The organism is Bradyrhizobium sp. (assembly GCF_019242285.1).
GTDB lineage: Bacteria > Pseudomonadota > Alphaproteobacteria > Rhizobiales > Xanthobacteraceae > Bradyrhizobium.
In genome coordinates this window covers 1-8,826 of sequence record NZ_JAFAVV010000922.1, presented here as the reverse complement: position 1 = coordinate 8,826, position 8,826 = coordinate 1, and the positions used below count along the sequence as shown (strand labels likewise).

General features: G+C 63.6%; 8 protein-coding genes and 2 pseudogenes. 9 read left to right on the top strand and 1 reads right to left on the bottom strand.

What is annotated here, in order from left to right; genetic code table 11:
• Positions 1-1,166, bottom strand: a pseudogene (locus JOY90_RS37785) (hypothetical protein); the annotation flags it as partial.
• 294 nt (positions 1,167-1,460) lie between these two features.
• Here JOY90_RS37785 and JOY90_RS37780 point away from each other — a divergent pair.
• The 9 genes and pseudogenes from JOY90_RS37780 to JOY90_RS37745 all read left to right on the top strand — a co-directional run.
• Complete coding sequence (locus tag JOY90_RS37780) at positions 1,461-1,652, top strand: hypothetical protein (RefSeq protein ID WP_291696175.1); 192 nt, start codon at positions 1,461-1,463, stop codon at positions 1,650-1,652.
• A gap of 760 nt (positions 1,653-2,412) precedes the next feature.
• Complete coding sequence (gene trbB, locus JOY90_RS37775; RefSeq protein ID WP_291696176.1) at positions 2,413-3,375, top strand: P-type conjugative transfer ATPase TrbB; 963 nt, start codon at positions 2,413-2,415, stop codon at positions 3,373-3,375.
• Positions 3,376-3,377: 2 nt separating this feature from the next.
• Positions 3,378-3,704 (top strand): TrbC/VirB2 family protein, encoded by a 327-nt coding sequence (locus tag JOY90_RS37770; protein ID WP_291696174.1) that lies wholly within the window; start codon positions 3,378-3,380, stop codon positions 3,702-3,704.
• Positions 3,704-3,967, top strand: a complete 264-nt coding sequence (locus tag JOY90_RS37765; protein ID WP_291696173.1) for a VirB3 family type IV secretion system protein — start codon at positions 3,704-3,706, stop codon at positions 3,965-3,967. The genes JOY90_RS37770 and JOY90_RS37765 overlap by 1 nt, the downstream gene beginning before the upstream one ends.
• Positions 3,968-3,979: 12 nt before the next feature.
• Positions 3,980-6,421, top strand: a complete 2,442-nt coding sequence (gene trbE / locus JOY90_RS37760) for a conjugal transfer protein TrbE (RefSeq protein ID WP_291696172.1) — start codon at positions 3,980-3,982, stop codon at positions 6,419-6,421.
• Positions 6,418-7,146 (top strand): P-type conjugative transfer protein TrbJ, encoded by a 729-nt coding sequence (trbJ, locus tag JOY90_RS37755; protein WP_291696171.1) that lies wholly within the window; start codon positions 6,418-6,420, stop codon positions 7,144-7,146. Before trbE ends, trbJ begins: the two co-directional genes overlap by 4 nt.
• A complete protein-coding gene (gene trbK-alt / locus JOY90_RS40300; protein ID WP_367277045.1) occupies positions 7,146-7,475 on the top strand; it encodes a putative entry exclusion protein TrbK-alt in 330 nt (109 codons plus the stop codon). The genes trbJ and trbK-alt overlap by 1 nt, the downstream gene beginning before the upstream one ends.
• Positions 7,472-8,704, top strand: coding sequence for a P-type conjugative transfer protein TrbL (gene trbL, locus JOY90_RS37750; RefSeq protein WP_291696170.1), 1,233 nt, complete (start codon positions 7,472-7,474; stop codon positions 8,702-8,704). Before trbK-alt ends, trbL begins: the two co-directional genes overlap by 4 nt.
• Positions 8,704-8,826, top strand: a pseudogene (locus tag JOY90_RS37745) (conjugal transfer protein TrbF); the annotation flags it as partial. The gene trbL and the pseudogene JOY90_RS37745, both read left to right, overlap by 1 nt.

Sequence of the window (8,826 nt, the reverse complement as noted above, 5' to 3'; positions counted from 1 at the left end):
TGCGCCGCATCGAAATTGGCGCCGAACTGCTGGTAGGTCTGGATCTGCGTAATCAGCGCCTGGCTGGCCATCGCACCACCGGTCGCGACCTTCTGAAGCGTCGCGTTGATGGTGTTGGCCTCGGAGAGGAAGGCTGCCCAGAAATTGGTCTGCGCCTGGTTGTCCTGAAACTTCGTGACCGTTCCCATCAATCCGCCCGGCATTTCGGCAAACCCGCCGATATGCCCCGCAGCGCCGTCGCCGCCGGCCGCCGTGTTCAGGGCGGCGTCGTTCTGCACGATGTCGATGATGTCGAGCAGATTGTCCGCGGTGCCGCGCAGCCCGGTGGCAGTGCCAGCGGCTTCCGCGCCGTCGTACTTCTCGAGTTGGAGCTGAATCTGCTGGCCTACGGTCTGCAGATGGATCGTGGTCAGCGCCGCGGCGTTTGCGGTCTCACCGGCCTCGATATGGGCGAGCATGGTCTTGTTGTTCAAGATAGCGGCGACCCCTTGCTGCACCGCGGTCAGGTCGGTTGTGATTTCACCGAGGTTTGCGGCATTGATACCGCCGAGGGCGAGATCGGCCGCCGCGTTGAAGACCGTTCCGACCGCCTGCAGGCTCGTACCCGCGGTCGCTGCCGCCACCGAGGCCGGATCGTCGGCTCCGGATGGAGTTGACTGGAACGCCACGTCCTTCGCACCGGTCGTTGCCATGAAGGTGACGTTGTTGAGGGCTGAGGACAGATGCGCGTCGTTGTGGATTTCCTGCAGGATCTCGTTCTGCACGGCATGCAGCGTTTGGTCGGCCGCCGATAGCGTCGCCGCATTGGTGGTCTGCGGCGCAGTATTAATCAGCGTGGTCAACTCGCCGCTGACGCTATGGAGCACAGCAGTGTCCGTCGCGTTCAGCGTGAACGCCTTCCCACCGAGCGTGACCTGGCCGGGATTGGCGAGCATCGCGTTGACATCGTTCTGCACCGCATGAAGGTCGGTTATGTAGCTGCCGAGGAACGGATTCTGATTGCCGCTGCCCGACAGATTGAAAAGACCCGAGGACGCGCGGATCGCATCGTTGAAGACGACGCCGGCCTGCACCAAATCCGTCGATTGTTTAAGCGCACTGTTGCGCACCAGAAGATTCGACGTACCGTTCGCGAGCGCAGTCGCGTTGAAGGTGTTAGTCGCCACTATCATCTCCCCGATATTTAAGGTGCCGCTCCCGGCGCCGCCTGAAGGACGTGAGGATGCTGTGTGCCGTCTCAACGGCAAGCGAGCCGTTACTAATCGTTATAATGCGGCTCCAAAAAGAAGAGACGAGGTCGCAAAGATGTTGTTGTTGAGAAAGCCGGTGGGGCCCACCTCTCAAATCTGACGTCAACCTTACAATTTTTGGCAAAGGGCACGGTTAGGTGTACTTGCGTACCGGATCGAAGCCGAACGCCGGCCGGACGTGCCGAGGTGACACCCTGTTAGTTAATTTGCTTGCTTTTACCAAGCAGCTTCAACGTCAACTTGCTACCTCCCTCAGGCGGTAGCTGTGGCGATCCAGTTTTCGAACTGCCGTCGACGATAGCCTACCCGAGCGCCGATCGAAAAGCCGCTCTTGATTTCGTCGAATTCGCCGGCCAGATGGCGGCGGATCAGCTCTTCAACGTCAGCCGCGGCATCGGCTAGGGCACGCCCACGAAAGAATGATGGCGGAAGCGCCTGCCTGCGCCGTTACGGGCTCGAACGACTGCGCGAATGATCCACGTCTAGACAGATACCGCCGGCGCAAAGGCCGCTCTACGACCTTCCTCACGCGCGCGTGGCTGATCCACCTTTTGACCTTCGGAAAGAAGGCTGCCGATAGCCTCTTCTCCTTCCTGACCAATCTCGGCTCGCGCGCCCAAGCCGCTCTCCGCCGAGGAAAAGGAGGACCGATTCCGCGAAGCCGCTGAGAACGCATTGAAGCAGCGTCAGCGGCTCGCACGCGAAGGTTACACAAACGCAATTGCGGTCGCATCAGGTTCGGATGACCACACTCGCATCGCCTGACGCCGATACCTGAAGGCCGCGCCGTTCAGCAGATCAGGGCCTGGGTTTCGTCGTCGACTGTAACAGTCCGATTGTTTCGCAAGGTGACGCTCAGAGAGTACAGAATTCCAGTCTCGATCCACGCGGCATGTAGGCTCGTGCGTAGTCATGCTGCACCTTTCGAAAGCGGCGGATCGAAGCACAAGGACTGGCCGGCGAGGTCGCCGATATCCTCGGCGCGCTCGGCGTCGCCCTGCACGCGGAGTAGACCGTCAGGCCGCGCTGGTTACGCTGCAGTTTCTGTTCTTACGCTGGCGTACGAACCCCGAAGATGCGTTCTTGCGCCGGCTCGAGCGCTGGCGTTTTCATCCCCTCGAGGGAGCCGCCTTGAGACGGTCTCATCATCCGGGGAATGATTGTGTCGGGCCACTCTGATCGGTCGGAAGCGATTCTACGTGGCGCGCGGATGCTGCGCAGCGCGATGGGGCCTGCTGTCACGCACTATCTAAACGATTCCTCGGTCATCGAGGTGATGCTGAATCCAGACGGCCGGCTCTGGATCGACCGGCTGTCCGTCGGACTGATTGACACGGGTGAGCGGCTGTCAGCGGCGGACGGTGAGCGGATCGTTCGCCTGGTCGCGCACCACGTCGGAAGCGAAGTTCACCCAGGCTCTCCTCGCGTGTCTGCCGAGTTGCCTGAGACGGGCGAGCGGTTCGAGGGGCTGCTGCCGCCGGTGGTGGCGGCGCCGGCATTCGCGATCCGCAAACCGGCCGTCGCCGTGTTCACGCTCGACGACTACGTCACAGCCGGGGTCATGACTGCTGATCAAGCTGACGCCTTACGTCGAGCGGTGGCGGCTCGCCGCAACATCCTCGTTGCCGGCGGCACTTCGACTGGCAAGACGACACTGACGAACGCGCTGCTGGCAGAGGTCGCCAGGACGTCCGAGCGTGTCGTTCTGATCGAGGATACACGCGAGCTGCAGTGCAAGGCGCCGAACCTCGTGGCGCTGCGAACCAAGGACGGCGTGGCGTCTCTCTCCGACCTCGTACGCTCATCGCTCCGGCTACGGCCGGATCGGATTCCGATCGGAGAGGTGAGGGGCGCGGAAGCGCTCGATCTGCTCAAGGCCTGGGGGACAGGCCATCCCGGCGGCATCGGGACCATTCATGCGGGCTCGGCGATCGGTACACTGCGACGCCTGGAGCAGTTGATCCAGGAGGCCGTCGTGACGGTCCCCCGCGCCCTGATCGCGGAGACGATCGACGTCATTGCGGTGCTTTCAGGGCGGGGATCCGATCGACGGCTGTCCGAACTCGCTTGGGTCAGTGGCCTGGATCCATCGGGTGACTACGCCTTCTCGGAAAGCGAGGACTGATCATGCGCGCGCGATCACTCAAGGAGCGATATTTTGTTTCGGCGGCCGCCATATTGGCTGGTTGCGTCGCGTCCGGGCCCGCCTGGGCGGCAGGCTCGAACATGCCATGGGAGCAGCCGCTCAATCAGATCCTGCAGTCGGTGCAGGGGCCGGTCGCCAAGATCATCGCGGTCATCATCATCATCGTCACCGGGCTTTCGCTGGCGTTCGGCGATACGTCGGGCGGCTTTCGACGGCTGATCCAGATCGTGTTCGGCCTCTCGATCGCCTTTGCGGCGTCGAGCTTCTTTCTGACCTTCTTCGCATTCGGCGGCGGGGTGGTGATCTGATGGAGGAGCCCGTCGCTGGATTTGTCGCGCCTGTTCACCGCGCTCTGACCGAACCGATCCTGATGGGCGGCGCACCTCGGTCGGTGGCGATCGTCAATGGGACGCTCGCAGCTGCGTTGGGGCTCGGCTTGCGGCTGTGGCTCGCGGGCCTGCTGCTCTGGTTCGTTGGCCACATGGTGGCCGTTTGGGCGGCCAAGCGTGATCCCGCCTTTGTCGAGGTGGTCCGCCGCCATCTCCGCATTCCCAGTCATCTAGGTAGTTGAGGCCGAGTCATCATGATGAGTCTTGCCGAATATCGCCGTGCCGGCACGCGCCTTGCGGATTTCCTGCCATGGGCCGCGCTGGTCGATGAAGGCATCGTCCTCAACAAGGATGGGTCGTTTCAGCGGACGGCGAGGTTTCGAGGGCCGGATCTCGAGAGCTCGGTGCCGGCCGAACTCGTCGCTGTCGCGGGACGTCTCAACAATGCGCTGCGCCGGCTTGGCTCCGGCTGGGCAGTATTTGTCGAGGCGCAGCGGCATTTCGCCGGGCGTTATCCTTCCAACAGCTTCCCGGATGTGGCTTCCGCGCTCGTGGATGCCGAACGCAAGGCGCAGTTCGAGGAGGAGGGGGCTCATTACGAATCGAGCTATTTCCTGACATTGCTCTATCTGCCGCCTGGTGAGGACACGGCGCGGGCGGAGCGGCTGCTGTATGAGGGGGGCGAACGCGCTGTTGGTGCGGACGCGCGCGAAGTGCTCCGCGGTTTTGTCGATCGGACGAGTCGCATCCTGCAGCTCATCGAAGGCTTCATGCCGGAATGCCGCTGGCTCGATGACGAGGCGACGCTGTCCTATCTGCATTCCACGATTTCGACCAAGCGGCATCGGGTCCGGGTGCCCGAAATCCCGATGTATCTCGATGCCCTCCTGGCCGACCAGGCTCTGACGGGCGGTCTCGAGCCGATGCTTGGCTCGGCTCATCTGCGTGTTCTCACCATCGTTGGCTTCCCGAGTGTGACGACGCCGGGCGTTCTGGACGAGCTGAACCGGCTGGCCTTTTCGTACCGATGGTCGACCCGGGCCATCATGCTGGACAAGACCGATGCCACGAAGCTCCTGACCAAGATCAGGCGGCAATGGTTTGCCAAGCGCAAGTCGGTTGCGGCGATCCTCAAGGAGGTCATGACCAACGAGGCCTCGAGCCTGCTGGATACCGATGCTCACAACAAGGCGATCGACGCCGATGCGGCGCTCCAGGACCTCGGCTCGGACGAGATCGGCCAGGCCTTCGTGACCGCGACCGTCACGGTTTGGGATGTGGATACCGAGGTAGCCGACGCGAAGTTGCGTCAGGTCGAAAAGGTCATTCAGGGGCGCGACTTCACCTGTATGGCGGAGACCGTCAATGCGGTCGAAGCCTGGCTCGGCAGCCTGCCGGGACATGTCTACGCCAACGTTCGCCAGCCGCCGATCTCGACCCTCAATCTGGCGCATATGATCCCCTTGTCCGCAGTGTGGGCCGGCGAGGTGCGGGACTTTCATCTCAAAGGTCCCCCGCTTCTATATGGCAGGACGGAAGGCGCCACGCCGTTCCGGTTTTCGCTCCATGTCGGCGATGTCGGGCACACCCTCGTGGTCGGCCCGACGGGCGCCGGCAAGTCAGTGCTGCTGGCGTTGATGGCGCTGCAGTTCCGCCGGTACCCCACCTCCCAGGTCTTTGCCTTCGACTTCGGCGGCTCCATCCGAGCTGCGGCGCTCGCCATGAGCGGCGATTGGCACGACATCGGCGGGGCGTTGTCGGAGGATGTGGCAGGACCAGTGGCGTTGCAGCCGCTGGCTGGAATCGACGAGACGGCCGAGCGCAATTGGGCGTCTGAGTGGATTGCTGCGATCCTGACCCGCGAGAAGATCCAGGTGACGCCGGAGGCCAAGGATCACCTTTGGTCGGCGCTGAGCTCGCTGGCTTCGGCGCCCGTGCCCGAACGGACACTGACCGGCCTTTCGGTCTTGCTGCAGTCGAACGCCCTGAAGCGCGCGCTCCAGCCTTATTGCCTTGGCGGCGCCTATGGCCGGTTGCTTGACGCCGAGCATGAGCGGCTCGGCGAGGCTTCAGTACTGGCGTTTGAGACTGAAGGCCTGATCGGAACGGGAGCGGCTGCCGCCGTCCTGGCCTATCTGTTTCATCGCATCGGCGACCGGCTGGATGGCCGGCCCACGCTCCTGATCATCGACGAGGGCTGGCTTGCGCTGGACGATGAGGACTTCGCCGGTCAGCTTCGAGAGTGGCTGAAAACACTGCGCAAGAAGAACGCGTCCGTCGTGTTCGCGACCCAGTCGCTGTCGGACATCGATGGCTCGAGGATCGCGCCCGCCATCATCGAGAGCTGCCCGACGCGTATCCTTCTGCCGAACGAGCGCGCCATCGAGCCGCAGATCACCGCAATCTACCGGCGGTTCGGCCTGAATGACCGACAGATCGAGCTCTTGAGCCGGGCCACGCCGAAGCGGGACTATTACTGCCAGTCGCGCCGCGGCAACCGGATGTTCGAGCTTGGCCTCGGAGAGGTTGCACTCGCCTTCGCCGCGGCGTCGTCGAAGACCGATCAGGCCGCCATCGCAGATGTGATGGCCGAGCACGGAGCGGAGGGGTTTCCGGCCGGCTGGCTGCGCCACCGTGAGGTGGGCTGGGCCGCCGATCTGATCCCCAATCTCGACAATCTGGAGACGAGTTTATGAGCGGCTTGCGTAAACTGGCGGCATCGGCCGCGATCGCGCTTCTGATCTCCTCCTCGCCGGTGCGAGCCCAGTGGATCGTCTTTGATCCGAATAACTACGCGCAGAACGTCCTGACCGCAGCCCGTGAGCTGCAGCAGATCAACAATCAGATCGTCTCGCTGCAGAACCAGGCGCAGATGCTGATCAATCAGGCCAAGAACCTCGTGAACTTGCCCTATTCCTCGCTCCAGCAGGTGCAGCAGTCGATTGCGCGTACCCAACAGCTTCTTGGTCAGGCTCAGCGCCTGGCCTACGACGTGCAACAGATTGATCGGGTCTTCTCGACCACCTATGCCCCGGCAAGCGGCAATATGACCAGTCAGGCCTTGGTCGCGAACGCACAGGCGCGCTGGCAGACGTCGGTGGCCGCCTTGCAGGATGCCATGCGGGTGCAGGCCGGTGTCGTCGGCAACCTCGAAACCGTCAGGATCCAATCTTCAGCACTGGTTTCGGCGAGTCAGGGCGCAAGCGGCGCGTTGCAGGTCACGCAGGCCGGCAACCAGATCCTTGGTCTGCAGGCACAGCAGCTCGCCGACCTGACCGCGGCCGTGGCGGCGCAGGGGAGGGCGCAAGGGCTCGAGGCAGCCCAGCGGGCCGCTGCTCAGGATCAAGGGCGCGAGCAGCTGCGGCGGTTCTTGGCGACAGGCCGCGGCTACCAGCCCTCCAACGTGCAGATGTTTCATTGATGGTTATGCGCGAGTTCAAATGGTTGCGGCTTGTTGCCACGGCTGGCGTGGCACTCGCGGTTCTCACGGCCTGCGAAATCAGGCTCCGTGGGGGCCCCGATGGGTTGGTGCAGCCGGCTGCATCGCGAAAATCGGATGCGCTGGATATGAAGCTCACACGCTGCCGGACGGTGATCCCGGAGCAGACGGAAGCCTTTGAGCAGTGCCGCCGGGTTTGGGCGGAGAACCGTCGCCACTTCCTCGGCAAGGATCAATTAAGGACCGAGGCTCCGCGTAGCGGGATCTCGGACAAGGCGTCCCGATCCTCGTCCCCCGAGGGGACGCCATGACGGCGGGGACCGGCATCATCGACCAGTTCCTCGAGACCTTCACGCGCTACATCGACAGCGGTTTTGGCCTGCTCGGAGGCGACGTCGGCTATCTCGCGACCACGCTCGCCGCGATCGACGTTACGCTCGCCGCACTGTTCTGGAGCTGGAGTAGCAACGACGACATCCTGGCTCGCCTGGTCAAGAAGACGTTGTTCGTTGGCATCTTCGCCTACCTGATCGGCAATTGGAACAGCCTCGCCCGGATCGTCTTCCAGAGCTTTGCCGCGCTCGGCCTGAAGGCCTCCGGCTCGACCCTATCTGCTGCCGATTTCTTGAGGCCAGGGCGCATCGCCCAGGTCGGTCTGGATGCCGGGCGTCCGCTGCTCGATGCGGTTGCGAGCCTCATGGGCTACGTCAGCTTCTTTGAGAATTTCGTCCAGATCGCAGTCCTCTTGTTTGCCTGGATCGTCGTGCTGCTGGCTTTCTTCATTCTTGCGGTCCAGCTCTTCGTGACCCTGATCGAGTTCAAGCTGACGACATTGGCCGGCTTTGTGCTGATCCCCTTTGGCCTGTTCGGGAAGACCGCCTTTGCCGCCGAGCGCGTGCTGGGCAACGTGATCTCGTCCGGCGTCAAGGTCCTGGTCCTCGCCGTCATCGTCGGCATCGGTTCGACGCTGTTCTCCCAATTCACCTCGGCCTCGAACGGCGATCCGCCGACCATCGAAGGGGCGATGACGCTGGTGCTGGCCGCCCTGTCTCTGCTCGGCCTTGGGATCTTCGGACCGGGCATTGCCAACGGCCTGGTGTCGGGCGGGCCGCAGCTTGGGGCGGGAGCCGCCGCCGGCACGGGCCTCGCTGCCGGCGGCATTGTGGCGGCCGGCGCTGGCCTTGCGGCTGGTGGCGCGAGCCTTGCGGGAGGAGCGATCACCGGCGCCGGAAGGGGAATGTCTGCACTTCATGGCGGCGTTTCCCGCGCGTTGCGAAGCGCGGGCGCGAACGTTGCTTCGGAAGGAACAGCTGCTGCTGCCAGCCCACTTCGGCAAGCGGCCTCGGCTCAGGGCGGTGCGGCTCGACCCGCAGCCGGTCCCGATAACGGGAGCGCGGCTGCCGGTACCCCGCAATGGGCGGAGCGGCTGAAGGCGGCTCAGACTGTTCATCGCGGTGCATCCGCGGCGGTTCAGGCGGTCCACAGCGCCGAACAGGGCGGGCAGGGCTCATCGGTCGATCTTTCCGAGGGCAACACCTGATGTTCAAGCGACCGTCGGTTCATTACGGCCGCACGCCTGCGCCCGTTACGCCGTATCAGAAGGCGGCGCAGGTCTGGGATGAGCGCATCGGCTCAGCGCGTGTCCAGGCCAGGAATTGGCGG

Coding starts and splice junctions, on each gene's coding strand:
- trbK-alt (WP_367277045.1), top strand. CDS start 7,146: ATGGTTATGCGCGAGTTCAAATGGTTGCGGCTTGTTGCCACGGCTGGC.
- trbJ (WP_291696171.1), top strand. CDS start 6,418: ATGAGCGGCTTGCGTAAACTGGCGGCATCGGCCGCGATCGCGCTTCTG.
- JOY90_RS37770 (WP_291696174.1), top strand. CDS start 3,378: ATGCGCGCGCGATCACTCAAGGAGCGATATTTTGTTTCGGCGGCCGCC.
- trbL (WP_291696170.1), top strand. CDS start 7,472: ATGACGGCGGGGACCGGCATCATCGACCAGTTCCTCGAGACCTTCACG.
- trbE (WP_291696172.1), top strand. CDS start 3,980: ATGATGAGTCTTGCCGAATATCGCCGTGCCGGCACGCGCCTTGCGGAT.
- JOY90_RS37765 (WP_291696173.1), top strand. CDS start 3,704: ATGGAGGAGCCCGTCGCTGGATTTGTCGCGCCTGTTCACCGCGCTCTG.